At 69.0% G+C, this 26,917-nt stretch carries 22 protein-coding genes; 6 read left to right on the forward strand and 16 right to left on the reverse strand.

Features of this window, described 5'->3' with window-relative positions; genetic code table 11:
* Positions 1-131: 131 nt before the first annotated feature.
* The 3 genes from FO470_RS15990 (at position 132) to FO470_RS16000 (ending at position 2,504) form a co-directional block, all read left to right on the forward strand.
* The gene (locus tag FO470_RS15990) at positions 132-401 is read left to right on the forward strand and encodes a metal/formaldehyde-sensitive transcriptional repressor (RefSeq protein ID WP_144343962.1); all 270 of its coding nucleotides are present in this window, start codon (positions 132-134) and stop codon (positions 399-401) included.
* 102 nt (positions 402-503) lie between these two features.
* Positions 504-1,484 carry an HlyD family secretion protein gene (locus FO470_RS15995; RefSeq protein WP_144343963.1) on the forward strand — a complete coding sequence of 327 codons (981 nt, stop codon included), beginning with the start codon at positions 504-506 and terminating at the stop codon, positions 1,482-1,484.
* A gap of 3 nt (positions 1,485-1,487) precedes the next feature.
* The gene (locus tag FO470_RS16000; RefSeq protein ID WP_144343964.1) at positions 1,488-2,504 is read left to right on the forward strand and encodes an FUSC family protein; all 1,017 of its coding nucleotides are present in this window, start codon (positions 1,488-1,490) and stop codon (positions 2,502-2,504) included.
* Here FO470_RS16000 and FO470_RS16005 read toward each other — a convergent pair whose 3' ends face one another.
* The 4 genes from FO470_RS16005 to FO470_RS16020 all read right to left on the reverse strand — a co-directional run bounded on the left by FO470_RS16005 (position 2,505) and on the right by FO470_RS16020 (position 8,394).
* On the reverse strand, positions 2,505-2,840 hold the full coding sequence (locus FO470_RS16005; protein ID WP_144343965.1) for a (2Fe-2S) ferredoxin domain-containing protein: 336 nt from the start codon (positions 2,838-2,840) through the stop codon (positions 2,505-2,507).
* A 168-nt stretch (positions 2,841-3,008) separates the two neighbouring features.
* Positions 3,009-6,188 (reverse strand): efflux RND transporter permease subunit, encoded by a 3,180-nt coding sequence (locus FO470_RS16010; RefSeq protein ID WP_144343966.1) that lies wholly within the window; start codon positions 6,186-6,188, stop codon positions 3,009-3,011.
* A 42-nt stretch (positions 6,189-6,230) separates the two neighbouring features.
* Positions 6,231-7,541, reverse strand: coding sequence for an efflux RND transporter periplasmic adaptor subunit (locus FO470_RS16015; protein ID WP_144343967.1), 1,311 nt, complete (start codon positions 7,539-7,541; stop codon positions 6,231-6,233).
* Between the two features lie 16 nt (positions 7,542-7,557).
* Positions 7,558-8,394 (reverse strand): alpha/beta hydrolase, encoded by an 837-nt coding sequence (locus tag FO470_RS16020; protein ID WP_186291993.1) that lies wholly within the window; start codon positions 8,392-8,394, stop codon positions 7,558-7,560.
* 149 nt (positions 8,395-8,543) lie between these two features.
* Here FO470_RS16020 and FO470_RS16025 point away from each other — a divergent pair, with 149 nt between their 5' ends.
* Positions 8,544-9,476: a LysR family transcriptional regulator gene (locus FO470_RS16025; protein ID WP_144343968.1), complete on the forward strand. Its 933-nt coding sequence runs from the start codon at positions 8,544-8,546 to the stop codon at positions 9,474-9,476.
* On the opposite strand, the gene FO470_RS16030 is transcribed toward FO470_RS16025, so the two are convergent.
* From FO470_RS16030 to FO470_RS16070, 9 genes are all read right to left on the reverse strand, one after another.
* Positions 9,473-10,201 (reverse strand): amino acid ABC transporter ATP-binding protein, encoded by a 729-nt coding sequence (locus FO470_RS16030; RefSeq protein ID WP_144343969.1) that lies wholly within the window; start codon positions 10,199-10,201, stop codon positions 9,473-9,475. The genes FO470_RS16025 and FO470_RS16030 overlap by 4 nt on opposite strands.
* Complete coding sequence (locus FO470_RS16035; protein WP_144343970.1) at positions 10,179-10,838, reverse strand: amino acid ABC transporter permease; 660 nt, start codon at positions 10,836-10,838, stop codon at positions 10,179-10,181. Before FO470_RS16035 ends, FO470_RS16030 begins: the two co-directional genes overlap by 23 nt.
* A gap of 10 nt (positions 10,839-10,848) precedes the next feature.
* Positions 10,849-11,520 carry an amino acid ABC transporter permease gene (locus FO470_RS16040; protein WP_144343971.1) on the reverse strand — a complete coding sequence of 224 codons (672 nt, stop codon included), beginning with the start codon at positions 11,518-11,520 and terminating at the stop codon, positions 10,849-10,851.
* A gap of 87 nt (positions 11,521-11,607) precedes the next feature.
* Positions 11,608-12,396, reverse strand: coding sequence for a transporter substrate-binding domain-containing protein (locus FO470_RS16045; protein ID WP_144343972.1), 789 nt, complete (start codon positions 12,394-12,396; stop codon positions 11,608-11,610).
* A 4-nt stretch (positions 12,397-12,400) separates the two neighbouring features.
* Positions 12,401-13,150: a GntR family transcriptional regulator gene (locus tag FO470_RS16050; RefSeq protein WP_144343973.1), complete on the reverse strand. Its 750-nt coding sequence runs from the start codon at positions 13,148-13,150 to the stop codon at positions 12,401-12,403.
* Between the two features lie 292 nt (positions 13,151-13,442).
* Positions 13,443-15,611: a methylmalonyl-CoA mutase gene (gene scpA, locus FO470_RS16055; RefSeq protein WP_144343974.1), complete on the reverse strand. Its 2,169-nt coding sequence runs from the start codon at positions 15,609-15,611 to the stop codon at positions 13,443-13,445.
* Positions 15,608-17,482 (reverse strand): methylmalonyl-CoA mutase family protein, encoded by a 1,875-nt coding sequence (locus tag FO470_RS16060; RefSeq protein WP_144343975.1) that lies wholly within the window; start codon positions 17,480-17,482, stop codon positions 15,608-15,610. The genes scpA and FO470_RS16060 overlap by 4 nt, the downstream gene beginning before the upstream one ends.
* Before the next feature lie 24 nt (positions 17,483-17,506).
* The gene (locus FO470_RS16065) at positions 17,507-19,522 is read right to left on the reverse strand and encodes an acetyl-CoA carboxylase biotin carboxylase subunit (RefSeq protein WP_144343976.1); all 2,016 of its coding nucleotides are present in this window, start codon (positions 19,520-19,522) and stop codon (positions 17,507-17,509) included.
* A 9-nt stretch (positions 19,523-19,531) separates the two neighbouring features.
* Positions 19,532-21,067 carry an acyl-CoA carboxylase subunit beta gene (locus FO470_RS16070; RefSeq protein WP_144343977.1) on the reverse strand — a complete coding sequence of 512 codons (1,536 nt, stop codon included), beginning with the start codon at positions 21,065-21,067 and terminating at the stop codon, positions 19,532-19,534.
* Between the two features lie 144 nt (positions 21,068-21,211).
* On the opposite strand from FO470_RS16070, the gene FO470_RS16075 reads away from it, so the two are divergent.
* Positions 21,212-22,669: a helix-turn-helix domain-containing protein gene (locus FO470_RS16075; RefSeq protein ID WP_144343978.1), complete on the forward strand. Its 1,458-nt coding sequence runs from the start codon at positions 21,212-21,214 to the stop codon at positions 22,667-22,669.
* Between the two features lie 9 nt (positions 22,670-22,678).
* Here the strand turns inward: FO470_RS16075 and FO470_RS16080 are convergent, their stop codons facing one another.
* A complete protein-coding gene (locus FO470_RS16080; RefSeq protein ID WP_144343979.1) occupies positions 22,679-23,074 on the reverse strand; it encodes a winged helix-turn-helix domain-containing protein in 396 nt (131 codons plus the stop codon).
* A gap of 189 nt (positions 23,075-23,263) precedes the next feature.
* On the opposite strand from FO470_RS16080, the gene FO470_RS16085 reads away from it, so the two are divergent.
* Positions 23,264-24,163: a DUF1194 domain-containing protein gene (locus FO470_RS16085; protein WP_186291994.1), complete on the forward strand. Its 900-nt coding sequence runs from the start codon at positions 23,264-23,266 to the stop codon at positions 24,161-24,163.
* On the opposite strand, the gene glnT is transcribed toward FO470_RS16085, so the two are convergent.
* Both glnT and FO470_RS16095 read right to left on the reverse strand, forming a co-directional pair.
* On the reverse strand, positions 24,112-25,428 hold the full coding sequence (gene glnT / locus FO470_RS16090; protein ID WP_144343981.1) for a type III glutamate--ammonia ligase: 1,317 nt from the start codon (positions 25,426-25,428) through the stop codon (positions 24,112-24,114). The two genes, FO470_RS16085 and glnT, sit on opposite strands and share 52 nt — an antisense overlap.
* Before the next feature lie 141 nt (positions 25,429-25,569).
* Positions 25,570-26,907 carry an FMN-binding glutamate synthase family protein gene (locus FO470_RS16095; protein ID WP_144343982.1) on the reverse strand — a complete coding sequence of 446 codons (1,338 nt, stop codon included), beginning with the start codon at positions 26,905-26,907 and terminating at the stop codon, positions 25,570-25,572.
* Positions 26,908-26,917 lie beyond the last annotated feature (10 nt).

Genomic DNA, 26,917 nt, shown 5'->3' on the forward strand with positions numbered 1-26,917 from the left:
AATTTCCCCGCCCAATGTGAAGACGAACATGACCGGAGCAAGGCCCGCTCGCCGATACGTGTGCACGGGCCGCGCGCTAATCGTCGCGGGGCGCCGTGGCATGGCCGCCCGGATCGGGTATAGCTTGAGATATGAGTCATACCGTCAGGAATAAGACGCGGCTTATCGCCCGTGTCCGCCGGCTGAAGGGGCAGATGGAGGCGATCGAGCGCGCGCTCGAGAGCGAGGTCCCCTGTGCCGACATCCTCAACCAGGTCGCCTCGGTGCGCGGCGCGGTCAACGGGCTCACCGCGGAACTGATCGAGGATCACATCCGCGAGCACGTCGCGAAGGCGGAGGAAGGTGCGCGCGAGGAGGGCGTCGCCGAACTGGTCGACGTCATCCGCACCTATATGCGCTGATCGCCGCCCCCGCCGGAGCATTGAGCCCCGGCGGCAAAGCCGCGAATATGGGGCAGCCGCGCGCCGGAAAGGCGCCGGAGGGGGTGGGAGTTCCGCATTTCCATGTTGAGCCGTCTGCTGCGCCATCCGGTGGCGCTCATCATCGGCGTCGTGGCGGCGCTGTTCGCCCTTTACGAGATCAGCGTCCGCTTCCTCGCCTATACGGCGGATGCCTATGTGATGAGCGACATCGTCGTCATCTCCTCGCAGATCGAGGGGCCGGTCTCCCGTCTCGCTGTCCAGAACAACCAGCCGGTCGCCGCCGGCGATCTGCTGTTCGAGATCGAGCGCACGCCCTTCGCGCTGAAGGTGCAGGAGGCGCAGGCGACGCTGACCCAGGCGCAGGCGGATCTCGGTCTCGCCCAGGACGAGGTGAGGGCGGCGACGGCCAACATCACCGCCACGCAGGCGGTGCAGACGAACGCGCAGTCTCAGCTCGCGCGGGTGCGCACCCTGTCGGGCGAAGGCTACTCGCCAGAAGCGTCGCTGGACGTCGCGACCCGCGACGTCGCCACGGCCGGCGCCAATGTGCTGGCGGCACAGGCCCAGCTCGCCGTGGCGAGCCAGCGCGTGGCGGTGGCCACCGCCGCCATCGGCTCCGCTCAGGCGGCGCTCGCCAAGGCGCAGTACGATCTCTCCAAGACCGTCGTGACCGCGCCGGAGCCCGGCCGCATCGCGCCCTTCACCACAAGGCTCGGCGACTATCTTTCCGCCGGCAGCGAGGTGCTGGCCCTCGTGACCGAGCGCCGCCGCCGCGTGGTGGCGAACATGGGCGAGCGCCATCTCGCCCGCATCCGGCTCGGCCAGCGCGTGCTGCTCACCCTCGGCAGCGACCCGTGGGTGCTGCACTGGGGGCGGGTGAGCGGCATCGCCGCCGGCGTCGCCCGCTCGCCGCACAATCCGCGCGTGATCCCCTATGTCGAGCCGACGACCGACTGGGTGCGGCTGCCGCGGCGCTTCCCCGTCGAGGTCACGCTCGACGGCTGGCCGCCCGGCGTCGGCCTGTTCCACGGTGCCGATGCCCGCGTGCTGATCTGGTTCTGAGCGATGGACGAGGCCGCCCGCCAGGACGCGATCGACCGGGACGTCACCCGGCAGGCCTTCGCGACCGCCTGCGGCGTGCTCGCGGCGGTCTTCATCGCGCTCTGGATGGGACTTCAGCAGCCCTACTGGGCGGCGCTCAGCGTGATGATCATCGCGAATGTCGATCGCGACGCGCTGTTCACCAAGGGCGTGCTGCGCATCGCCGGCACCTTCGTCGGCGTCCTCGGCGGCTACTACATCGGCCAGTGGGTGGAGGGGCTGCCCTTCCTGCAGATCACCTTCGTCGTCATCGCCGCCGCCGTGGGAACCTATGGCCGCCAGCGCAGCGCCTATGGCTACGTCTGGTTCTACGGCGCGCTGACCTTCGCCCTCGTCATGCTCTACACCATGACGGAGCCGGGCCAGCTCTACGACTTCGCCCATTATCGCTGCTACGAGATCGTCATCGGCGTGGTGTGCGGCACGCTGGCGAGCTGGGCGCTCGGGCCCCGCGCGGGGGAGTTGCACGCCCGTCTCGTCGCCCAGCCGAGCGCCACCACCGGGATCAATGCCGAGCGCCAGTCCATGGTGGCGGCGCTCGGGGCGCTGGTGATCGTCGTCACCTGGGCGCTGTTCGACCTGCCGCAGCTGCCGCAGGTGCTGATCTCCAGCCTGATCGTCGTCGACAGCGATCCGCTGGCGACACGTCATCGCGGCGCGCAGCGCATCTTCGGCTGCGTCATCGGCGGCACGGCGGGGCTGCTCGTCATCGCCATCGATGCGACCGATCCGTGGTGGTGGGCGGCGATGCTGTTTCTGGGCGTGTTCTCCTTCGCCCATATCCATCTCGGCAAGTCGGCGCAGGCCTATATCGGCACCCAGTCGGCCATCGCCTATCTGGTGACGCTGGTGAGCGCCGGGCCGCCCACCACGCTGGAGCCGCCGATCGACCGCCTCGTCGGCATCGTCATCGGCGTCAGCATCATGACCGTGCTGGTGTGGGCGCTCAATCCGGTGCGGCCGGCGGAAAAGGTGGCCTGATCAGTCGTCCCCGCGCTCGGGGGCGATCTCGTCGAGCAGCGCGCCGAGATCGGCGCCGCGCGGCACCGCGCGCCAGCGGCCGGGATGGCCTGCCGGCACCAGCATGGCCGCGCCCTTGGGGCAGATGTCAAGGCAGTCCACCTCGATCACGGCGACATGCGCGCCCTTGCGGCGCGGCTTCTTCATCGGCTTGCCGCCCTCGCGCCGGGCGATCTCCGCCCGCAGGGCCTTCGGCAGCGGCTGGTCGCCATGCGGCCCGAAGCCACCGTCGAGCTTCCTCGCGCACTTGCGGCAGATCAGCACGACGTCCGTCCAGTCGGATTTGATCGGCTTCATCGCGCCTTCTCCTGCGCTGCATGTGGCATCGCCGGAGCACGTTGTCGATGAGGCGCGTTGTCGATGAGGCTGGTGGTCCGGGCTGATCGGGCAAGTCGACCGGGAAGCCGTGGTCCGGGCGTCGAGGGGGCAGACGACGCCTGGATTTCCGGCTTCCCGGCCGGTCGCTCACTCCGCCGCTGCGGGTGCGGGGAGGGCCTCGCCGTGCTGGCGCAGCGGGCGGTTGCCCGTCAGGCGGCGCAGCAGCACATAGAAGACGGGCGTCAGGAACAGCCCGAAGAAGGTGACGCCGATCATGCCGGCAAAGACCGCGACGCCCATCGCGTGCCGCATCTCGGCGCCGGCGCCGGTGGAGAGCACCAGCGGCAGCACGCCCATGATGAAGGCGAAGGACGTCATCAGGATCGGCCGCAGGCGCAGCCGGCTCGCCTCGATCGCCGCCTCGACCGGGTTGCGGCCGAGGAACTCCAGCTCGCGGGCGAATTCGACGATCAGGATCGCGTTCTTGGCGGAGAGGCCCACCAGCACCACGAGGCCGATCTGGGTGAAGATGTTGTTGTCACCCCCGCCCAGCCAGACGCCGAACAGCGCCGCCAGCAGGCCCATGGGCACGATCAGGATGATCGCGATGGGCAGCGTCAGGCTTTCGTACTGGGCGGCCAGCACCAGGAAGACGAGCAGCAGGGCCAGCGGGAAGACGAGCCCCGCCGAGCTGCCCGCCAGGATTTCCTGATAGGTCAGGTCGGTCCATTCGAAGTCGAAGCCCGGCGGCAGCACCTCGGCGGCGATGCGCGCGGCCGCGTCCTGCGCCTGCCCCGACGAGAAGCCCGGCGCGGGCGCGGCGTTGACGTCGGCGGTGAGGAAGCCGTTGTAGCGCTGGGCGCGTTCCGGTCCCGCCGTCGCCTCGACCTTCAAGAGCGCGGCGAGCGGGATCATCTCGCCGCTGTTGGAGCGGACCTTCAGCTTGCCGATGTCCTCCTGGCGCGCCCGGTAGGGGGCGTCGGCCTGCACGCGCACCGAGTAGGTGCGGCCGAATTTGTTGAAGTCGTTCACGTAGAGCGAGCCGAGATAGACCTGCAGCGTCTCGAACACCGCCTGGATCGGCACGCCGAGCTGGCGCGCCTTGGTGCGGTCCACGTCGGCGAAGATCTGCGGCACGTTGATCTGGAAGGTGGTGAACTGGCCGGTAAGTTCCGGCGCCGCCATGGCCTTGGCCATGAAGGCGTTCGTCACCTCGCTCAGCGCCTCGTAGCCCTGTCCGGCGCGGTCCTCGATCTGCAGCTTGAAGCCGCCCACCACGCCGAGGCCCTGCACCGGCGGCGGCGGGAACATGGCGATGAAGGCGTCCTTGATCACCCCGTATTTCTGGTTCAGCGAGGCGGCGATGGCGCCGGCGCTGAGCGAGGGATCCGTGCGCTCCTCGAACGGCTTCAGCACCGAGAAGACGATGCCCGCATTGGACGAGTTGGAGAAGCCGGCGATCGACAGGCCCGGGAAGGCGACCGCGCTGGCGACGCCCGGCTCGGCGAGGGTGATCTCGCTCATGCGGCGGATCACCTCTTCCGTGCGGTCGAGCGTGGCGCCGTCCGGCAGCTGGGCGAAGCCGACGAGGTACTGCTTGTCCTGCGCCGGCACGAAGCCCGACGGCACGGCCTGGAACAGCCACCAGGTGGCGCCGAGCATGAGGGCGTAGAACACCATCACCACGCTCTTCGCCTTCAGCACCCCGCGCACGCCGCCGCCATAGCCGTTCGCCCCGCGCGAGAACACCCAGTTGAAGCCGCGGAAGAACCAGCCGAGCAGCGCGTTGATGATCCGCTGGAAGCGGTCGGGCGGTGCATGGTGGCCCTTCAGCAGCAGCGCCGAGAGCGCTGGCGACAGGGTGAGCGAGTTGATCGCCGAGATGACGGTCGAGATGGCGATGGTGAGCGCGAACTGCCGGTAGAACTGGCCCGACAGGCCGGTGATGAAGGCCAGCGGCACGAACACCGCGACCAGCACCAGCGCGATGGCGATGATCGGGCCGGACACCTCGCTCATCGCCTTGTAGGAGGCTTCCAGCGGCGACAGGCCGTTCTCGATGTTGCGCTCGACGTTCTCCACCACGACGATCGCGTCGTCGACGACGATGCCGATGGCGAGCACCAGCCCGAACAGGCTCAGCGCGTTGATCGAGAAGCCGAAGACGTACATCACCGCGAAGGTGCCGACGATGGAGACCGGCACGGCCAGCAGCGGGATGATGGAGGCGCGCCAGGTCTGCAGGAACACCACGACGACGATGACGACCAGCACCACCGCCTCGAACAGCGTGTGCACCACCGCCTCGATCGAGGCGTCGACGAAGCGGGTCGTGTCGTAGACGATGTCGTAGTCGACGCCTTCCGGCATCGTCTTCTTGATCTCGTCCATCGTCGCGCGGACGTTCTCGGCGATCTCCAGCGCGTTGGAGCCGGGCGCCTGGAACACGCCGATGCCGACCGCCTGCTTGTTGTCGAGCAGCGAGCGCAGCGCGTAGTCGGCGGCGCCGAGTTCGATGCGCGCGACGTCGCGCAGGCGCACCACCTGCCCGCTGTCGCCGGTCTTCACGACGATGTCGCCGAACTCCTCCTCGGTCTCGAGGCGTCCCCGCGCATTGACGGAGAGCTGCAGGTCGACGCCCGGCGCGGACGGCGAGGCGCCGACGGTGCCGGCCGCCGCCTGCACGTTCTGCGCACGGATCTCGTTGGCGACGTCACCGGCGGAGAGCCCGTGCTCGGCGATCTTCTGCGGATCGAGCCAGACGCGCATCGAGTAGTCGCCGGCGCCGAAGATGTCGATCTGGCCGACGCCGGAGATGCGCGCCAGCCGGTCCTTCACGTTCAGCACGGCGTAGTTGCGCAGATAGGTGATGTCGTAGCGGTCGTTCGGCGAGATGAGGTGCACCACCATGATGAAGTTCGGCGAGCTCTTCGCCGTGGTGATGCCCAGCGCGCGCACTTCCTCGGGCAGGCGCGGCTCTGCCTGTCCGACGCGGTTCTGCACGAGCTGCGTCGCCTTGTCGGGATCGGTGCCGAGCTTGAAGGTGACGGTCAGCGTCATCACGCCGTCGGTCGTCGCCTGCGAGGACATGTAGAGCATGTCCTCGACGCCGTTGATCGCTTCCTCGATGGGCGTGGCGACGGTGGCGGCGATCACCTTCGGGTTGGCGCCCGGATAGGTGGCGCGCACGATGACCTGCGGCGGCACGACTTCGGGATATTCGGAGATCGGCATCACCCGCAGGGCCAGAAGCCCCGCGAGGAAGATCAGCACGGAGAGGACGCCGGCGAAAATCGGCCGGTCAATGAAGAACTTGGACAGATTCATGGCGTCCTCCCCCTGAGGAGGCGATGCGTCGGCGGCTTCGGATCAGCGCGCGGCGACGGAAGTGGACGGGTCCGTCGCGGAGGCGGCGGAAGCGGTTTCCATGGGGACGATCTCGGGGGCCAGCAGGACACCGGGGCGCACGCGCTGCAGGCCGTTGACGACGATGCGCTCGCCTTCCTTCAGGCCGTCCAGCACGACGCGCAGACCTTCGCTCGGCGGCCCGAGCTTGACCTGCCGGTAGATGGCCTTGTTCTCGGTATCGACCACGAAGACGAACTTCTTGTCCTGGTCGGTGCCGACCGCACGCTCGTTGATCACCAGAGCCGGCTCGGCCTTGGAGCGGCCCATGCGCACGCGGGCGAACTGGCCCGGCACAAGGCGCCCGTCGGCATTGGCGAACACTGCGCGCAGGCGGAAGGTGCCGGTCGAGGTGTCCACCTGGTTGTCGACCAGCTGGAGATGCCCGCGCACCGGCTTGTCGGCGGTCGTGGCGGTGGTGATCTCGACGGGGATGCGATCGATGGCGTCGAGTGCCTCGGTCTGCTCGCCAAGCGTGGCCAGCGCCTCGGCGACGGCGTTCTCGTCGGCGTCGAAGCTGACATAGATCGGATCGACCGAGACGAGGCTGGTCAACACCGGCGAGGAAGCGCCGGCCGCGACGAGGTTGCCGACGGTGACTTCCAGCCGGCCGACACGCCCGTCGACCGGAGCGCGCACCTCGGTGTAGCCGAGGTCGAGCTTGGCGGTCTGCACGGCGGCTTCCGCCGCGCGCAGATTGGCTTCCGCCTCGCGATAGGTGTTGGTGCGCTGGTCGAGATCGCGCACCGAGACGACACGGTTGTCGACGAGCTGCTTGCCGCGCTCCAGCTCGCTCTTCGAGAATTCGACCTGCGCGGCGGAGGCTTCCTTCAGCGCCTCCGCGCGGTTGAGCGCGGCGACGAAGGGCTCGGGGTCGATGGTGACGAGCAGGTCGCCCTGCTTCACCAGCGCGCCCTCGCGGAAATGCACCGAGTGCACGGCACCGGCGACCCGCGAGCGCACCTCCACCACCTCGACGGCGCGCAGGCGGCCGGAGAACTCGTTCCACTTCATGGTGTCGCGCGCCTTCAGCACCGCGACCGAGACCGGCATGGCCTGCGGGGCGGCGGCTTCCGCCGCCGGATCGGTGGCGAGCGCCCGGCTGCTCGGCCAGGCGAGGAACACGGCCACCCCGGTCGCCAGCGCCGCCAGCGTCAGCGCGATGCCGGCCTCGCGCCAGCGGCGGCGCGGACGGACGGCAACCTCATCGCGGGCGATTGCGGCGTGTACGATATTACCGGAGGCGGCATCGGTGCCGAATGCGTCGTTGCTCATGGCGATCTCCCGGCCCTCAGGCCCGAACGGTACGAACAGAGGTGGCGGACTGCTCCGCCAGAAACTGGTGAAACATGTCGCGCAGCGGGGCTGCCCACTGCGGAATGGCCTCGATGCTGGCATCCAGGCTGTCGGGTAGCGGGTCCGGCTCCTCGGCCGGCACGTCCAGCACGCGGCTCTCGACGGCGACCCCGCATTCGCCGAGACGGCGCGCATAGGCGAGGCTCTCGTCGCGCATCGGACAGTCCGAGACCGTGACGATCAGCGCGGGCGCCACGCCGCCGAGCCGGCGGGAGCCGAACGGCGCGGCGTAGGGATGCGCCGCCCGGTCGGCGCTGCCGAGATAGAGATGCCAGCCATCCGCCCATTTGCAGCCGGCGGCGCCCGCCGCGGCGGCGTGGATCGAGCCCGAGGCGAGGCGCGGGTCGACCATGGGCGAGATCAGGATCTGCCCGGCGATCGGCGGCGCCTGCTGGTCGCGGGCCATCAGCGCCAGCGCGGTGGCGAGATTGGCGCCGGCCTCTTCGCCGGCGACGAACAGCCGGGCGCCGCGACCGGCCCATTTGGCCCGCTCGGCATGCAGCAGGCCAAGCGCGGCGAAGGAGGCGTTGAGCGCCGCGGGGAAGGGATGCTCCGGCGCCAGCGGATAATCGACCGAGACGACGACCGCCCCGGCCTCCGACAGCAACTGGCAGACCTTGGCGCTGCAATCCAGGTCGCCATTGGTGAAGCATCCGCCATGCAGATGCAGCACCAGCGGCGTCGGACGCACGGACGCGCGGCCGCGATAGACGCGGACCGGCAGCGCCGCCCCGTCGATCTCCAGCCTGTCCTCGGTCCACAATGCCGTCATGGCGCCCACCATCGAAATGCGGACGACCTGCGCCACCCGATTTCGCTCTATTGCAGTGCGGCGAAAATTAGTATCGTCTCGGAACTGAAAAAATAGCCGTTCTGTGATTTCATTATTCACATATGGAAATAATGACGCGGTAACAGACCATGGATCAGATCGCCGCCATGCGGGCGTTCGTCCGTGTCGTCGAAGCCGGCAATTTCACCCGTGCCGCCGACCTCATGGAAATGCCCAAGCCCACCGTCACCAAGCTGATCCAGCAGCTGGAAGGGCACCTGCGCACCAAGCTGCTCAACCGGACCACCCGGCGCGTGCGCGTCACCCCGGACGGCGCGGCTTATTACGAGCGCGCGCTGGCGCTGCTGTCGGATCTCGACGAGCTCGACGGCTCGATGGCGCGCGCCCAGACCAGCCCGGCGGGGCGCCTGCGCGTGGATATCGGCACCTCGCTCGCCCTCAACGTCATCATTCCCGCCCTGCCGGACTTCCACGCCCGCTATCCGGACATCCTGCTCGATCTCGGCGTTTCTGACCGCCCGGCCGATCTCGTCGGCGAGAACATCGACTGCGCCATCCGCGGCGGCGATATTCTCGATCCCAACCTCATCGCCCGGCGCATCGGGCAGGTGGACCTCGTCATGTGCGCGACGCCGGGCTACATCGCGCGCCACGGCATGCCGCAGCACCCGCGCGATCTCCTGGAAGGCCACCGGGTCATCGCCTATTTCAGCCCGCGCACCGGGCGGCGCATGGCCTTCGACATGGTGCGCGGCGAGGAGAGCTACGAGTTCGATCTGCCCTATGCGCTGGCGGTCAACGATTCGACCGCCTATCAGGCCGCCGTCCTCACCGGGCTCGGCATCGCCCATGCCGTCGAGCCGCTGATCCAGCCCTATCTCGCCGACGGCACGCTGGTGCGGGTGCTGCCGGAATGGCGCAGCGAGCCGATCGTGCTGCACATCGTCTACGCTCCCAACCGGCATCTGAGCAGCCGGCTGCGCGTCTTCGTCGACTGGGTTGCCGAGCTCTTCGCCTCCAGCAACGTCTACCGCCTCGGGCCGCTCCCGCCGCCTTCCTAGTGCGTGACGCCGAGGAACTGCTTCAGCTCCGGCGTCTTCGGATCGGCGAACACCTCCTCCGGCGGACCGATCTCGTGCACGCGGCCCTGATGCATGAAGACGACGCGCGAGCACACGTCGCGCGCGAAGCGCATCTCGTGCGTCACCATGATCAGCGTCATGCCCTCGCTCGCCAGCTCCTTCACCACGGCGAGCACCTCGCTCACCAGTTCCGGATCGAGCGCCGAGGTGATCTCGTCGCAGAGCAGGGCGATGGGCTGCATGGCGAGCGCGCGGGCGATGGCGACGCGCTGCTGCTGGCCGCCGGAGAGCTGGTCCGGGTAGGCGTCGAACTTGTGGGCAAGGCCGACCCGTTCCAGCATCCTCTTCGCAATCTCCTCGGCTTCCGCCTTCGGCGTCTTCTTCACCACCATCTGCGAGAGCATCACGTTGCGCCCGGCGGTGAGGTGGGGGAACAGGTTGAACTGCTGGAAGATCATCCCGACCTTCAGCCGGAGCGCCTTCAGGTGCAGCTCGTCCGGCAGCAGCTGGGCGCCGGCGACGGAGATCGAGCCCTCGTCGATGGTCTCCAGCCCGTTGATGCAGCGCAGCAGCGTCGACTTGCCTGAGCCGGACTTACCGATGATGGCGATCACCTCGCCCGGCGCGACGTCGATATTGATGCCCTTGAGCACTTCGTTGTCGCCGAAGCGCTTCTTCACCTCAGTGATTTCGATGAGCGACATTGAGCTTCCTCTCGAGGATCTGGGAGGACTTGGACAGCGGCCAGCACAGGCAGAAATAGATGAGGGCGACGAGGCCGTAGACCTTGAAGGGCTCGAAGGTCGCATTGGTCACGACCGTCCCCGCCTTGGACAGCTCGACGAAGCCGATGATCGAGGTCAGCGCCGTGCCCTTCACCACCTGCACCGAGAAGCCCACGGTGGGCGGCACCGCGATCCGCAGCGCCTGCGGCAGCACCACATGGCGCATCTGCTGGACGTACCCCATGCCAAGGCTGGCGGAGGCTTCCCATTGCCCGCGGGCGATGGATTCCACGCAGCCGCGCCAGATCTCGGTGAGGAAGGCGGCGCTCCAAAGAATGAGCGCCACGCTTGCCGCCAGCCAGGCCGGCACGTCGATGCCGAACAGGCCGAGCCCGAAGAAGGCGAGGAAGAGCTGCATCAGCAGCGGCGTGCCCTGGAACAGCTCGACATAGGTCTTCACGAAGGCCGGCCCCGCCTTGCCCTTGGCCGTGCGGGCGAACAGCAGCAGCGCGCCGACGATGCCGCCGCCGATGAAGGAGACGAGGGAGAGCAGGACCGTCCAGCGCGCCGCCAGCAGCAGGTTGCGCAGGATGTCCCAGGTGGTGAAATCGCTCATGCCCGCCTCCTCACCGCGCCGTGCGTTTTGGGAAAAGCGTCCAGCCAAGGCCGCGCAGCAGCTGGCGCAGGGCGATGGCGAGGGCGAGATAGATCAGCGTCGCGACGAAGTAGCTCTCGAAGGCCCGGAAGGTGCGCGACTGGATGAAGTTCGCCGCGAAGGTCAGGTCCTCCGCCGCGATCTGCGACACCGCCGCCGAGCCCAGCATCACGATGACGATCTGCGAGGACAGCGCCGGCCAGATGCGCTGCAGTGCCGGGATCAGCACCACGTACCAGAAGGTCTGGAGGCGGCTCATGCCGAGGCTCGCCCCCGCCTCGAACTGGCCCTTCGGCGTCGCCTGGATGCCGGCGCGGATGATCTCGCAGCCATAGGCGCCGAGATTGACCACCATGGCGAGGTTGGCGGCCTGCAGTTCGCTCATGCGCAGGCCGAGCGCGGGCAGGCCGAAGAAGATGAAGAAGAGCTGGATCAGGAACGGCGTGTTGCGGATCAGCTCGACATAGGCCGCTACCACCGGGCGCAGCCAGCCCGGCCCCAGCGCCCGCGCCCAGGCGCAGGCAATGCCGAGCGCCACGCCCAGCACGCCGCCCACCAGCGTCAGCTCGACGGTGATGCCGATGCCTTTCAGCAGGACCGGCCAATACTCGATCAGCCAGCCGAAATCGAACGTGTAGTTCATGCCGGCGAACTCCCGCTGGTGGAAGGATGGGCGGACGGTGGGAACGCGCCCTCTCCCCGGCGGGAAGAGGGCGGAAGCGGCAGGACGTCAGATGTCCGCCGGCAGCTTGGCGCCGAGCCACTTCTGCGAGATGGCGTCCAGCGCGCCGTCCTTCTTGGCCGCGCCGATGATCGCATCGACCTTGGCGAGAAGGGCGGGTTCGTTCTTGTTGAGGCCGATGTAGCAGGGCGAGTTCTTGATCAGGAACTTGATCTCCGGCTTCTTCGGCGGGTTGCGCTCGAGGATCGCGGCGGCGACCACGTTGCCGGTGGCGATGAGGTCGACCTGCCCGGAGAGGAAGGCGGAGATGGTGCCGTTATTGTCCTCGTAGCGCTTGATGGTGACGTCGGCCGGGGCGATCTTGGTCAGTTCCAGATCCTCCACCGCGCCGCGCGTGACGCCCACCGTCTTGCCGGCGAGGTCCTTGGCTTCCTTCACCGCCGCGTCGGCCGGGCCGAACACCCCGTTGAAGAAGGGCGCGTAGGCGACCGAGAAGTCGATCACCTTCTCGCGCTCCGGATTCTTGCCGAGCGAGGAGATGACGAGGTCGACCTTGTTGGTCTGCAGGTAGGGGATGCGGTTGGCGCTCGTCACCGGCACCAGCTCCAGTTTCACGCCGAGCTTGTCGGCGATCAGCTTAGCCACGTCGACGTCATAGCCCTTGGGCGCCATGTCGGCGCCGACCGTGCCGAAGGGCGGGAAATCCTGCGGCACGGCGATGCGGATCACCTTGTTCGCCTCGATGGTGGCGAGGGCGTCGGCGGCGGCGGGGAGCGGGGCCTGCGTGGCGGCGAGCAGCGCGCCGGCGGCGAGCGCAAAGAGGGTGCGGCGGTTCATGCGGTCAGTCCTCTGGTTTGCCTGACGGGGAATGGGCGTGGGGATGCGAATGCGCATGCGGTACGGAAGGGGCGTTGCCGGCGAAGGTCGACGGCGACAGGAGTTCGCGCAGGCCGGCGAGCGGATCGGGTCGGGCGGTGAGATCCAGTCCCGCCTCGACCTTGCCGATGTGCTCGTCCATCAGCCGGGCGGCCAAAGCGAGGTCGCCCGCCTCCATGGCCGCGACGATGTCTTCATGGTCGTGGCTGGATTCCTCGGCCTTCTCGGTCGGCTGGTAGAGCATCGAGATCAGCGTGGTGCGCGCGGTGAGGTCGCGGATGATCTCGGTGAGCAGCCGGTTGCCGAGCGCGTCGGCGAGATGGATGTGGAAGTCGCCGAGCAGGCAGGCGCGGGAGGAAACGTCGCCGGTCTGGATCGCCTCCCGCTCGATGGCGACATGTTCCTTGAGGCTGGCCAGCACCTGCGGCGGCACCCCGCGCACGGCCTGCAGCAGGCCGGTCTCGATGACGCGCCGGGTCTGGAACGCCTCGCGTGCCTCTTCGGCCGAGGGCTCGACCACGTACCAGCCGCGCCGCGCGCTGACCTGCACGACGCCACGCGTCTCCAGCCGCATCATCGCCTCGCGCACGCGGGTGCGGGAGACGCCGAACAGGTCGGCGAGCTTCTGCTCGCCCAGCCTCGTGCCGGGATCGATGCGGCCGGCAAGGATGGCCGAGAGGATCGCTTCCTCGATATTGGCGGCGGCGGGGTTCATCACGCGCTCTGCACTTGCTTACAAACTTGTATACAAGACTGTAAGCAAGCGACGTGCCAAAGGGCGGCGGGTGAGCCGACCGCACGCTGTCATGGCCGGGCTTGACCCGGCCATCCACGTCTTCGGCCTGTCGTGATCGTCGAAAAAGGCGCGGATTCCCGGGTCAAGCCCGGGGATGACGGCCTATCGGCGGGGTTCGGAGTGCCGATGCGTGGCCGGGCCGGCGCTGGCCCGCGACCAGAATGCCGCTTCCTTGATCAGCAGCCTGGAAGCGGCGCAAAAATCGGCGCCGCTACTCCGCCGCCTGCTTCTTATGGCCGAGCCGGTCGGCCAGCTTGTCGAGCAATTGTCCGGCGGCGTCGGCGATCACCGTGCCGGGCGGGTAGATCGCCTCGGCGCCGGCCGCGAAGACGGCCTCGTAGTCCTGCGGCGGCACCACGCCGCCGACCACCACCATGATGTCCGGCCGTCCCTCGGCGGCGAGCGCGGCCTTCACCTCCGGCACGAGGGTGAGATGGCCAGCGGCGAGCGAGGAGATGCCGATGACATGCACGTCGTTCTCCACCGCCTGCCGGGCGGCTTCCTGCGGCGTGGCGAAGAGAGGGCCGATATCGACGTCGAAGCCGAGATCGGCGAAGGCGGAGGCGATCACCTTCTGGCCGCGGTCGTGGCCGTCCTGACCGACCTTGGCGACGAGGATGCGCGGGCGTCGGCCTTCCTCGTGCTCGAAGGCTTCCACGCGCTCACGCACATGGGCCACCTTGTCGGTCATGGCTCCCGCCTCCCGCTTGTAGACGCCCGAGACCGCGCGGATTTCCGCCCGGTGACGGCCGAAGACGCGCTCCAGCGCATCCGAGATCTCGCCCACCGTCGCCTTGGCGCGGGCGGCGTCGATGGCGAGCGCCAGCAGGTTAGCATTTCCGCGCGCGCCGTTCTCCAGCGCGGTCAGCGCCGCGGCCACCGCCTGCGGGTCGCGCTCCGCCTTCAGGCGCTTCAGCTTGTCGAGCTGGGCGGCGCGCACGGCGGAATTGTCGACCTTCAACACGTCGATCGGGGTCTCGCTGTCGGGCCGGTACTTGTTGACGCCGACCACGGTCTGGCGGCCGCCGTCGATCCGCGCCTGGGTGACAGCCGCGGCCTCTTCGATGCGCAGCTTCGGGATGCCGGCCTCGATGGCCTTGGCCATGCCGCCGAGTTCCTCGACCTCGCGGATATGGCCGAGCGCGCGCTCGGCGAGATCGGCGGTCAGGCGCTCGACATAATAGGAGCCGCCCCAGGGGTCGATGGCGCGCGTCGTGCCGCTTTCCTGCTGCAGCAGGAGCTGGGTGTTGCGGGCGATGCGGGCGGAGAAGTCGGTCGGCAGGGCCAGCGCCTCGTCGAGCGCGTTGGTGTGCAGCGACTGGGTGTGCCCCTGCGTCGCTGCCATCGCCTCCACCATGGTGCGCATGACGTTGTTGAACACGTCCTGCGCCGTCAGGCTCCAGCCGGAGGTTTGCGAATGGGTGCGCAGCGGCAGCGACTTCGGGTTCTGCGCGCCGAGGTCCTTCATCAGCTTCGCCCAGATCAGCCGGGCGGCGCGCAGCTTGGCGACCTCCATGAAGAAGTTCATGCCGATCGCCCAGAAGAACGACAGGCGCGGCGCGAAGGCGTCGATCGGCAAACCCGCCGCCATGCCGGCACGGGCATATTCCACCCCGTCGGCGAGCGTGTAGGCGAGCTCCAGATCTTGCGTCGCTCCCGCCTCCTGCATGTGGTAGCCGGAGATCGAGATCGAGTTGAAGCGCGGCATCTCCCTCGACGTGAAACCGAAGATGTCGGCGATGATCCGCATCGAGGGCCCGGGCGGGTAGATGTAGGTGTTGCGGACCATGAACTCCTTGAGGATGTCGTTCTGGATGGTCCCGGAGAGCTGGGCCGGCTTCACGCCCTGTTCTTCCGCCGCCACGACATAGAGCGCGAGGATCGGCAGCACCGCGCCGTTCATGGTCATCGACACGCTCATCTGGTCCAGCGGGATGCCGGAGAACAGCGTGCGCATGTCGTAGATGGAATCGATGGCGACGCCCGCCATGCCGACATCGCCGGCGACGCGCGGGTGGTCCGAATCGTAGCCGCGATGGGTGGCGAGGTCGAAGGCGACCGAGAGGCCCTTCTGCCCGGCCGCCAGGTTGCGGCGGTAGAAGGCGTTCGAATCCTCCGCCGTGGAGAAGCCGGCATATTGCCGGATCGTCCAGGGCTGGGTCGCGTACATGGTCGGGTACGGACCGCGCAGGAACGGCGCGATGCCGGGGTAGCTGTCGACGAAGCCGAGGCCGGCAATGTCGTCCGGCCCGTAGAGCGGCTTCACCGCGATGCGTTCCGGCGTCTCCCAGGCCTCGCCGCCGATGGCGGGCGGCGCGACGCGCGGGGCGCGCCAGTCGAGGGTCGAGAAATCGGGAATACGACGAGCGGAGCCGGTCATTGCGTGCCCTCCCGCGTTGCGGTGATGCCGAGCCGGCGATGCGCGTCCTGCAGGAGCGCGAGCAGGTCGCCGCCGGCGGAGAGATACACGTCGATGCCCGCTGCCCGCCACGCCTCCTCGTGCTCGCCCGGTCGCCCGGCGAGGTAGAGCGCGGCGGCGCCGGCCGCCTTCAGCCCGGAGGCGGCGTCCGTCGCGGAGGCGGCGTAGAGATCGTCCGAGGAACACAGGCAGGCGATGCGCGCGCCCGAGGTACGGAACGCCTCGGCCAGCGCCGTCATGTCGGTGAAGCCGTCATTGGCCGGGGCCATGATGCCGCCCGCCTCGAAGGCGGCGCGGGCGAAGCCCGAGCGCGCGGTGAAGTCGGCGGGCGTGCCGAGATTGGCGAGGAAGACCACAGGACGCGGGGTTGTCGCGGCCGCAGCCTCTCGCAGGCGTTCATAGGGTTCGGTGAGCCGATGGCCGGTGAGCGGCTCGCCCAGCAGCGCGCCCTCGGCGGGCGGCGTCGCGTTCGCCCGGCGGGCGGGGGCGAGCACGGTCGGCACGGTTTCGCCGAGCAGCGGGAACTCCGAGGTGCCGGTGATCGGCAGGCGGCGGGTGGCGATGTCCTTCGTCCGCGCCGCGCGCGCCGCCGCGATCCGGCCCTGCCAGGCGTCCGAGGTCAGGCTCTCCACCATGCCGCCCTCGCGCTCGATCTGGCGGAACAGCTCCCATGCCGTCGCCGCGAGCTTCTCCGTGCGTTCCTCGATGGCGCCCGCGCCGGCGCCCGGATCGGCGACGCGATGGACGTTGGATTCCTCGATCAGGATCACCTGCGTGTTGCGCGCGAGCCGGCGGGCGAAGCCGTCCGGCAGGCCGAGCGCCTGCGTGAACGGCAGCACCGTCAGGCTGTCCGCCCCGCCGACGCCGGCGGCGAAGGCGGCGACGGTGCCGCGCAGCAGGTTCACATGCGCGTCGTGCCGGGTCAGCGAACGCCAGGCGGTCTCCATATGGATCGCCACCGGCGCCGCCTCGATGCCGCACGCGTCGAGCGCCGCCGCCCAGAGCTGGCGGAAGGCGCGCGGCTTGGCCTGCGTGCCGAACTGGTCGACATCGGCGGTCAGCGTCACCTCGATGGCGGCGGCCGCGTCCTCCAGCGACAGGCCGGCGGCTTCCAGCGCGCGCAGATAGGCCATCGCGGTCGCCAGCACGGCGGCGAGTTCCTGCGCATCGGTGGCGCCGGCAGCGTGGTGCAGCCGCCCGTCCGCGCGCACCATCGGCACCGTGAGCCCGCGCCCGCGCAGCGTCGATACCGTCTGGCCGAGGCGGGCGGACAGTGCGTCCCACTCTATGGGTGCGGCGCCGAGCGCGGCGAAGTCGCCGATCGGATCGAGCCCGAAGCGGATGTCGAGCGTCGCCGGGTCGCGCTTCTCGTAGAGCCGGGCGATGGCGAGCGCGATGTCGCGGGCCTGGTAGGCCCCGGCCTCGACGCGCAGCGTCACCAGATCCGGCATTACGCCGTCGAGCACCGTGACCAGCTCCTCGAAGCGGTTCGGCAGGCCGAAGCCGCCGGCCGAGGGCGCGGAGGCGAAGACCAGCGTGGCGCCGTCCGCCCCGCCATTCAGGTCCTCCAGCAACTGCGCATTGGCGGCCGCCGGGTCGTCATGGTCGATGCGGGCGACGATCCGCCAGGGCGCGCCGGCGGGCCGTCCGGCGAGCGGCGCCGCCGTGCGCCGCCGCTCGGGCAGGGCGTCCAGCGTGTAGCCGTCCGCCGCGCGGGTGAGCATGCGCTTGTCGTAGGCGCCGCCCTTCAGCACCCCCTCGACCAGCTTCAGCCAGTCCGCGCGGGTCGCGGCCGGGAAGGTGGCGAGGTCGAGATCGAGGGGCTGGTCCATGGCGCGGCTCTCCCTGTGGTCCGCTCAGGCGAATTCGAGGATCACGGCGTCGACGGCGAGGCTGTCGCCCGCCTTGGCGAGCACCTTGCTGACCGTCGCGTCGCGCTCGGCGCGCAGCACGTTCTCCATCTTCATGGCCTCGACCACCGCCAGCGCCTCGCCGGCCTTGACCTCCTGGCCTTCCGACACGGCGATGGAGACGACGAGGCCGGGCATCGGGCAGAGCAGCTGCTTGCCGGCGCCGGACTGCTGCTTCACCGGCATCAGCGCCGCGAGTTCCGCCTCGCGCCGGGTATAGACCAGCGCATCCACGGCGACGCCGCGATGGGCCAGCAGCGCGCCGTTGAGGCGCGGGCGTACCTGCACGCTGATCGCCTCGTCGTCGAACACGCCGCTCCACACCGGTTCCCCGGGCTGCCAGCCGGAACGCAGCTCGTGCGTGCCGTCCGGCTCGCCCTGCTCGTTCAGGAAGGTGACGATGAAGCCGCCCGCCGCGCGGTCGACCTCGCAGGGCAGGCTCAATTCGCCGAGCCGCACCACGCGCTGATGCTCGAACACCACCGCCCGGCCGGCGAGCTGGTCGGAGATCTTGCGCTTGCGGGCATTGCCCACATTGTCGATCACCGCCGCGACCGCCGCCAGCCGCCGCGCGAGCACCGGGCTCGGTTCGGTGGCGTGGAAGCCGTCGGGGTATTCCTCGGCGATGAAGCCGGTGGAGAGCCGGCCGGCGCGCCAGCGCTCATGCGCCATCAGCGAGGCGAGGAAGGGGATGTTGTGCTGGATGCCGTCGATGGCGAAGGCGTCGAGCGCGTCCGCCTGCGCCTCGATCGCCTCCTCGCGCGTCGGCGCGTGGGTGATTAGCTTGGCGATCATCGGGTCGTAATAGAGCGAAATCTCCCCGCCCTCGTAGACGCCCGTGTCGTTGCGCACGGTGACGGCGTTCTTCACGCCTTCCGCCGGCGGGCGGTAGCGCGAGAGCCGGCCGATGGAGGGCAGGAAGCCGCGATAGGGGTCCTCGGCATAGACGCGGCTCTCCACCGCCCAGCCGTTCAGCTTCACGTCCTCCTGCCGGAGCGCGAGCTTCTCGCCGGCGGCGACGCGGATCATCTGCTCGACGAGATCGATGCCGGTGACCAGCTCCGTCACCGGGTGCTCCACCTGCAGGCGGGTGTTCATCTCGAGGAAGTAGAAACTACGGTCCTGCCCGGCGACGAACTCCACCGTGCCGGCGCTGTCGTAGTTCACCGCCTTGGCCAGCGCGACGGCCTGCTCGCCCATCTTCCGGCGGGTGGCCTCGTCCAGCAGCGGCGAGGGGGCTTCCTCGACCACCTTCTGGTTGCGGCGCTGGATCGAGCATTCGCGCTCGCCGAGATAGACGACGTTGCCGTGCTTGTCGCCCAGCACCTGGATCTCGATGTGGCGGGGCTGGACGATGAACTTCTCGACGAAGACGCGGTCATCGCCGAAGGACGACTTCGCCTCCGAGCGGGCGCGGTCGAAGCCGTCCTGCACTTCGGCGCGCGAATGGGCGATGCGCATGCCCTTGCCGCCGCCGCCGGCGGAGGCCTTGATCATCACGGGATAGCCGATCTCGTCGGCGATCTTCGCCGCGTGCTCGGCATCCTCGATGACGCCGAGATGGCCGGGCACGGTCGAGACCTTGGCGGCGGCCGCCGCCTTCTTCGACTCGATCTTGTCGCCCATGGCCTCGATGGCGCCGGGGTTCGGGCCGATGAAGACGATGCCGGCGTCCTTCAAGGCCTGCGCGAAGCTGGCGCGCTCGGACAGGAAGCCGTAGCCGGGATGTACCGCCTCGGCGCCGGTCGCCTTGCAGGCCGCGATGATCCGGTCGGCGAGCAGATAGGACTGCGCGGCCGGGGCGGCGCCGATATGCACCGCCTCGTCCGCCATCTCGACATGGAGCGCGTCTTTGTCGGCGTCGGAATAGACGGCGACCGTCGCGATGCCCATCTTGCGGGCGGTCTTGATGACCCGGCAGGCGATCTCGCCACGGTTCGCGATGAGTATCTTCTTGAACATGGCTGGATCTCAGAGCGGCAGGTTGTCGTGCTTCTTGAGCGGCGCCTCGACCTTCTTCGAGGCGAGCATGGCGAGGGCGCGGGCGATGCGCTTGCGCGTGGTGCGCGGCGTGATCACCTCGTCGATATAGCCGCGCTCGGCCGCCACGAAGGGCGAGAGGAAGCGCTGCTCATATTCCTTCGTCCGCTCGGCGATCTTCTCGGGGTCGTCGATGTCGGCGCGGAAGATGATCTCCACCGCCCCCTTGGCGCCCATCACCGCGATCTGCGCGGTCGGCCAGGCGTAGTTCACGTCGCCGCCGATATGCTTGGAGGCCATGACGTCATAGGCGCCGCCGAAGGCCTTGCGGGTGATGACGGTGACAAGCGGCACCGTCGCCTCGCTATAGGCGAAGAGCAACTTGGCGCCATGCTTGATCAGGCCGCCATATTCCTGCGCGGTGCCGGGCAGGAAGCCGGGCACGTCGACGAAGGTGACGATCGGGATCTCGAAGGCGTCGCAGAAGCGCACGAAGCGGGCGGCCTTGCGCGAGGCGTCGGCGTCGAGCACGCCGGCCAGCACCATCGGCTGGTTGGCGACGATGCCGACCGTCCTGCCCTCCACGCGGCCGAAGCCGGTGACGATGTTGCCGGCGAAGGCGCCCTGGATCTCGAAGAAGTCGCCCTCGTCGACCACCTTCGCGATCAGCTCCTTCATGTCGTAGGGCTTGTTCGGGTTGTCCGGCACCAGCGTGTCGAGCGAGGCGTCGATGCGCTCGCCGTCGTCGAAGCTCGGCCAGGCCGGCACGCCGGACTGGTTGCTGGCGGGCAGGAAATCGATCAGCCGGCGCATCTGCAGCAGGCATTCGACGTCGTTCTCATAGGCGCCGTCGGCCACCGAGGACTTGGTGGTGTGCACCCGCGCCCCGCCCAGCTCCTCGGAGGTGACGGTCTCGTTGGTGACGGTCTTCACCACGTCCGGCCCGGTCACGAACATGTAGCTCGTGTCGCGCACCATGAAGATGAAGTCGGTCATGGCCGGCGAGTAGACGTCGCCGCCCGCGCAGGGGCCCATGATGACGGAGATCTGCGGGATGACGCCGGAGGCGGCGACGTTGCGGCGGAACACCTCGCCATAGCCGCCGAGCGCGGCGACGCCTTCCTGGATGCGCGCCCCGCCGGCATCGAACAGGCCGATGATCGGCGCGCGCGTCTTCAGCGCGAGGTCCTGGATCTTGGTGATCTTCGCCGCATGCGCCTCGGAGAGCGAGCCGCCGAACACGGTGAAGTCCTTGGCGAACACGAAGACCCGCCGCCCGTTCACCGTGCCCCAGCCGGTGACCACGCCGTCGCCGGGGATCTTCTCGGCCTTGTCCATGCCGAAATCGGTGCAGCGGTGCTGGACGAAGGTGTCGAACTCCTCGAAGGAGCCGGTGTCGAGCAGCAATTCGATGCGCTCGCGGGCGGTGAGCTTGCCGCGCTTGTGCTGGGCATCGATGCGCCGTTCCCCGCCGCCGAGGCGGGCGCCGGCGCGACGCTGTTCGAGCTCGTCGAGAATATGCTTCATGGGCGGTCCCTCGGACGCTGCTTTTTCGCCTCGCGGCAATTCGCGACGGTTCTAGGCCCTTGCGGGACAAAACATAAGCTGTGAAAATGCGGATCGTAAAATTGTAAAATTTTCACAAAATCGAAGACGGGACGCGGGACGGCCATGGCCGGCATGTCGAAGAAGGTGTTCGCCGGCCACGCGGTGCGCAATGTCCGCGAGAGGCTGGGGCTCACGCAGATCGATTTCGCCCGCCGGCTCTCCCTTTCGCCGAGCTACATCAACCAGATCGAGAGCAACCAGCGTCCGGTGACGGCCGCGGTGCTGCTCGCCATCAGCCGCACCTTCGACCTCGACATTACACGTTTCGGCGCCGACGATCTCGACCGTATCGTTGCGGACCTGCGCGAGGCCTTGGCCGATCCGGTGTTCCGCGGGCTGGAGCCCAGCCTGCAGGACCTGAAGAACGCCACCACCCACGCCCCCGCCTTCGCCCATGCCTTCCTGCGCCTGCACGGCGCCATGCGCCGGCTGGAGGAGCGCCGCGCCGCGCTCGACGACGCGGTGGTGTCGGTGGCGCGCGAGGTGGATGGCGGCGCGCCGCAGGAGGAGACCCGCAACCTCGCGCCCTATGAGGAGGTGCGCGACCACTTCCACTACATCGACAACTATGTCGACGGCCTCGACCGGGCGGCGGAGGAGCGCAACGCCGCGCTCGACCTCTTCGCCCGCGACGACGCGGTGCCGGTTCTGGTCCAGCATCTGCGCCAGCGCCACGACATCGTCGTCGACATGGCGCCCGCCGACCGGCTCGACGCGCCCCTGCTCGCCTATGACCGCCACCGTCGCGTGGCGACGCTCGCGCGCACGCTCGACCGCGCCAGCCAGGCCTTCCGCCTCGGGACGCTGATCGCCCGCTTCGAGCAGAGCGACTCCATCGACCGGCATGTCGTCGATGCGGGCTTCCGCAGCGCGACGGCGCGCGAGGTCTGCCGGCTGTCGCTGCAGAACTACTATGCCGGTGCGCTGCTGCTGCCCTATCGCCGCTTCGCCCGGCTGGCGCGGGAGAGGCGGCACGATCTCGACCTTCTCGCCACGATGACCGGGGCGAGCCTGGAACAGGTCTGCCACCGCCTCTCGACCCTTCAGCGGCCGGGCGAGAAGGGCGTGCCCTTCTACTTCCTGAAGGTCGATCGCGCCGGCAATGTCATCAAGCGCCACAGCGCCACCCGCTTCCAGTTCGCCCGCTATGGCGGCGCCTGCCCGGTGTGGAACGTGCACGAAGCGTTCGAGCAGCCCTCGCGCACCCTCGTGCAGGTCGGCGAGATGCCGGACGGCGCGCGTTACCTGTGCCTGGCGCGCGGCACTTCCAAGCCGGCGATCCGCCACGGCCAGCGCGAGCGGCGCTTCGCGCTCGGCATCGGCTGCGAGATCTCCTATGCCGCCGAGCTCGTCTATGCGGACGGGCTGGACCTCAAATCGGCGGCGCTGGCCCCGCTCGGCGTCAACTGCCGCATCTGCCCCCGTGCCGCCTGCCCGGAGCGGGCCTTCCCGCCGCTCGACCGCGAGATCGTGCTCGACCCGGACCGCCGCGACGTCGTGCCCTTCGCGGTGCGGGAGTGAGGCGGCCGCTCACGCCGCCCCGTTGGCGCCGGTCTTTGCCTTCGGGGGCTTTCCGTCGGCTTTCTCCTTTCGCGGTTCGGCGATCCACACATAGCCCTCGCCATATTGCGTGGCGATGAAGCGCGGGCGGCGGGCATCGTCGCCCAGCTTGCCGCGCAGGCGGTTGATGAGGAAGTCGATGCTGCGCTCGGCGGCGTCCGAGCCGACGCCCGAAATGGCGTCCAGCAGTTGGTTGCGCGTCATGATCCGGTGCGCGTTGCGGATCAGTGCCGCCAGCACGGCGCGCTCCGAGCGCGTGAAGCGCACCCTTCGCCCGCGCGGGCGCGCCGCCCAGAGCAATTCCGCGTCGAAGATCATCTCGGCAAAGCACAGTCTGGCCGCCGGCTCGGTGCCTCTCCCGTTCATGCGCGTCCATCTCCCCCGCACCTTACCGGCGGTCGCGACGCGCGAAGGATCGTGCACGTTCACGACGCCTCAGATCAAATAATGTCGCAACAATTCCACCGGACCCTTGGGGCTCTTCGAGCAGATCGTCTTAAGACGACACAGGAAATGCTCATGCACAATGCATCGCGCCCTACGCCTGAAGTGATAGTGTACTTTTGCGCCACGCTTCTTGCGCTGTCCGCTGGCGTGTGGGGCGGCGAGGCACGCGAGGTTCCGGAGGAGAGCGCCGCCCTCGACGCCACCCAAGCCGGCGACATGCCGGTCGATCTGGAACTGGTGATCGCCAGCGACGTGTCGACCTCGATGGACATCGAGGAGAAACGCCTCCAGCGCGACGGCTTCGTCGCCGCCTTTCGCAGCGCCGAGGTGCAGCGCGCCATCGCGCGCGGCGCGCGCCGGCGCATCGCCGTCGTTTATGTGGAATGGGGGAGCGCCGACCGGCAGCGCGTGGTGGTGCCGTGGACGCTCATCGACAGCCCGGCCTCGGCCTTCGCCTTCGCGGAACGGCTGGCCGGGACCTTTCCCGGCCGGCTCACCTACGGAACGGCGCTCGGCAACGCGCTCGCCTTCGGTGCCCGGCTGTTCGAGCGCAATTCCTACGAGGGCGAGCGATGGGTGATCGACGTGTCCGGCGACGGCATGAGCAATCGCGGCGAGCCGCTCGAGGTGGTGCGGCGGGAGGTGCTGGCGCGCGGCATCGTCATCAACGGCCTGCCCATCGTCTATCGCGACGCGGCCGAGACGGTGCCCTTCGGCAGCGTCGGCGTGGACGAGGCGGCCACGCTGAGCCTCGTGTCGAATGACGAGCTCGTCGCCTATTTCGAGACGCAGGTCATCGGCGGTCCCGGCGCCTTCGTCGTGCCGGTGAAGTCCCGCGCGCACTACGCGCAGGCGATTCGCGACAAGCTGGTGCGCGAGATCGCGGGGATGCCGGCGCCGGCGCGGCAGGCGCGCGGCACCGGCGAGGCGTCCGCCGTCGAAACGGCGCCGAACGCTCAGATATCGAGCGTGTTGTCGCGCTCCCACTGGGTGAGGTGGCGCGAATAGGCGTCCCACTCCTCGGTCTTCAGCTTGGTATAGCCGTTGATCAACGGCGCGCCGAGGGCGTTGCGCAGCACCGAGGACTTCTCCAGCGCGCGGATGGCGTCGAGCAGGTTGAGCGGCAGCTTCTTGGCGCCGCGCACCTTGTGCCCGTCCGTGTACATGTTGATGTCGAGCCGCTTGCCCGGATCGCGCTGGTTCTGGATGCCGTCCAGGCCGGCGGCGAGCACGGCGGCGGGGGCGAGATAGGGGTTGGCGGCGCCGTCCGGCAGGCGCAGCTCCAGCCGGCCCGCATCGGGGATGCGGATCATGTGGGTGCGGTTGTTGCCGGTATAGGTGACGGTGTTCGGCGCCCAGGTGGCGCCGGAGACGGTGCGCGGCGCGTTGATGCGCTTGTAGGAGTTCACCGTCGGGTTGGTGAAGGCGCAGATGGCGTCGGCCGAGTGGATGAGGCCGCCGATGAAGTTGTAGCCGAGATCGGAGAGGCCGAGTTCGCCCGCCTCGTCCTCGAACAGGTTGGTGTCGCCGGCCCACAGCGAGGTGTGCATGTGGCAGCCCGAGCCGGTCAGGTCGATGAAGGGCTTGGGCATGAAGGTGGCGCGCAGGCCGTGCTTCTCCGCGATGGCGCGGGCCATGTACTTGAAGAAGACGTGGCGGTCGGCCGTCACCAGCGCGTCGTCGAAGTCCCAGTTCATCTCGAACTGGCCGTTGGCGTCCTCATGGTCGTTCTGGTACGGCCCCCAGCCCAGCGCCAGCATGCAGTCGCACAGCTCCTTGATCACCTCGTAGCGGCGCATCAGGGCGGACTGGTCGTAGCAGGGCTTGGTGGCGTTGTCGGCGGCGTCGGAGATCTTCGTGCCGTCGGCGTTGGTCAGGAAGAACTCGCACTCGACGCCGGTCTTCATCTGGTAGCCGACCGAGTCGGCGCCCAGCATGGTGGTCTTCAGCACGTTGCGCGGCGCCTGGGCGACCAGCTCGTCGTTCATCACGAGGTCGGAGGCGAGCCAGCCCACTTCCGGCTTCCAGGGAAGCTGGATCAGGCTCTGCGGATCGGGCACGGCGAACAGGTCCGCGTCGGCCGGGCTCATGTCGAGCCAGGTGGCGAAGCCGGCGAAGCCCGCGCCGGACTTCTGCATGCCGCCGATGGCGGTCGCCGGGACCAGCTTGGCCCGCAGCGCGCCGAACAGGTCGACATAGGAGATCAGGAAGTACTTGATGCCGAGTTCCTTGGCGGCGTGCTTCAGGTCGGCAGTGGCGAGTTCAGTGGCCATGGTTCATTCCGGTTTCGTGCTGTTCCCCGGCCCGTTCGGGCTCGTAGCTTCGACAGGGTTCGCGTCGCGCTCAGCGCGCAGGGCGGCATATTCTCGGCGTGGACGTGCAAACCCCGCGCCGAGGCGCGGGGTTCAAGGGTTTCAGAAACTGCCGGTGCTGCCCGGGATCCAGCTGGTGCCGGCCAGCGGCACGTTGGCCATGGCGGCGGCCTCGATGGTCAGCGCCACCAGGTCCTCCGGCTCCAGGTTGTGGACGTGGCTCTTGCCGCAGGCGCGCGCGATGGTCTGGCACTCCAGCGTCAGCACGGCGAGGTAGTTGGCGAGGCGGCGGCCGGCGGCGATCGGGTCGAGCCGGGTCATCAGCGCCGGGTCCTGCGTGGTGATGCCCGCGGGGTCGCGGCCCTCGTGCCAGTCGTCATAGGCGCCGGCGGTGGTGCCCAGCGCCTCGTAGTCGGCTTCCCAGCGTGGGTCGTTGTCGCCGAGCGCGACGAGCGCCGCCGTGCCGATGGCCACCGCGTCGGCGCCGAGCGCCAGCGCCTTGGCCACGTCCGCGCCGTTGCGGATGCCGCCGGAGACGATGAGCTGCACCTTGCGGTGCATGCCGAGGTCCTGCAGTGCCTTCACCGCCTGGCGGACCGCCGCCAGCGTCGGGATGCCGACATGCTCGATGAAGATCTCCTGCGTCGCCGCCGTGCCGCCCTGCATGCCGTCGACGACCACCACGTCCGCGCCGGACTTCACGGCCAGCGCCGTGTCGTAATAGGGGCGGGCGGCGCCGACCTTCACATAGATCGGCTTCTCCCAGTCGGTGATCTCGCGCAGTTCCTCGATCTTGATCTCGAGATCGTCCGGCCCGGTCCAGTCCGGGTGGCGGCAGGCCGAGCGCTGGTCGATGCCCACCGGCAGGGTGCGCATCTTGGCCACGCGCTCGGTGATCTTCTGGCCGAGCAGCATGCCGCCGCCGCCGGGCTTGGCGCCCTGGCCGACCACCACCTCGATGGCGTCGGCGCGCTTGAGGTCGTCCGGGTTCATGCCGTAGCGCGAGGGCAGGTACTGGTAGACGAGCTGGGTGGAGTGCCCGCGCTCCTCATTGGTCATGCCGCCGTCGCCGGTGGTGGTGGAGGTGCCCATGGCCGAGGCGCCGCGCCCAAGCGCTTCCTTGGCGTTGGCCGAGAGCGAGCCGAAGCTCATGCCGGCGATGGTGATCGGGATCTTCAGCTCGATCGGCTTCTTGGCGAAGCGCGTGCCGAGCACGACTTCCGTCGAGCACTTCTCGCGGTAGCCTTCCAGCGGGTAGCGCGACATCGAGGCGCCGAGGAACAGCAGGTCGTCGAAATGCGGGACCTTGCGCTTCGCGCCGCCGCCGCGGATGTCGTAGATGCCGGTCGCCGCCGCGCGGCGGATCTCCGAGAGCGTGTAGGCGTCGAAGGTGGAGGAGGCGCGGGGAGTGGTGCGCGGCGTGTTGCTGTGGTCGGTCATCGCCGTCGCC

The organism is Ancylobacter moscoviensis (genome assembly GCF_007559435.1).
Lineage (GTDB): Bacteria > Pseudomonadota > Alphaproteobacteria > Rhizobiales > Xanthobacteraceae > Ancylobacter > Ancylobacter moscoviensis.